Origin of the sequence: Nitratireductor soli, from assembly GCF_001050155.1 — a bacterium.
Lineage (GTDB): Bacteria > Pseudomonadota > Alphaproteobacteria > Rhizobiales > Rhizobiaceae > Nitratireductor > Nitratireductor soli.
In genome coordinates this window covers 1-981 of sequence record NZ_LFVY01000048.1, presented here as the reverse complement: position 1 = coordinate 981, position 981 = coordinate 1, and the positions used below count along the sequence as shown (strand labels likewise).

The following is a 981-nucleotide window of genomic DNA, read 5'->3' as shown; positions in this document are numbered from 1 at the left end:
CTGTTGGCGTCGGCAAGCGTCCCCTCCTTGACCAGCGTGTGCGCACCGGCGGTCGGAAGCGGCACCCGCGTCGGATCGTCGGGATTGCCGTTGCCGTTCGTGTCCGCATCGGTCGCATCGTTCGGATCGTCCGACAGGTCGGACACCGTATCGCCGTTGGCAGCCGTGCCCGTCACCTCGGCCTGGTTCACCGTCTCGCCGGCATCGAGGTCAGCCTGGGTCAGGACGTGGCTCGCCGTGAAGGTCGCAGCATCGCTCGCGCCGGAAGCCAGGCTGGCGATCGGCCCGCCCGACACCGTCGCATCCGGATCCGTCAACGTGACGTTCGACAGCGTCACATTCCCCGTGTTCGTCACAACGAACGTGTAGCGCACCACCTCGCCGGCGTCCGGCAGGCCGTTGGCGTTCGTATCGTCCGCAAGATCGAACGAGCCGGTCTTCTCGACGCTCAGTGCGGGGTCGCCGGCGATCGGAAACTGCGTCGGGTCGCCGGGATTGCCCCCCGGCGGTCGCGACGTCTGGGTCACGTCGTCGCCGTTCGGATCCTTCGCCGTCATCTCGGCCACATTGTCGATGCCGCCATCGTCGACATCGGCCTGCGTCACCGTATAGACGCCCGTCACGCTCGTTGAATCGACCGCCCCCGGCGCCAGCGGCCCGGGGATCGGGCTGCCCGACACCGTCGCCTTCGAATCCGTCACCACGATGTTGGTCAGGCTCACATTGCCCGTGTTCTCCACCGTGAACACATAGTCGATCGTCTCGCCCACATCGACGCGGCCATTATTGTTGGCGTCGTTGTGCGTTGCCTCCTTGACGAAGTCGCTCTCCCCTTCCTGGGTGAGCGGCGTCGCGGTCGGATCGCCGGGATTGCCGCCCGGCGGGCTTGAATCCGCCGTCACGTCCGTCCCATGCGGATCCTTCGCCGTCGAGGTCGCGTGGTTGTCCACCGTGCCCGCATCGATGTCGGCCTGGGTGATC

General features: G+C 67.0%; 1 protein-coding gene. It reads right to left on the bottom strand.

Features of this window, described 5'->3' with window-relative positions; translation table 11 throughout:
- Positions 1–981 (bottom strand): DUF7507 domain-containing protein (locus AB843_RS24575; protein WP_048649562.1); only part of this gene is annotated, 981 nt, incomplete at both ends.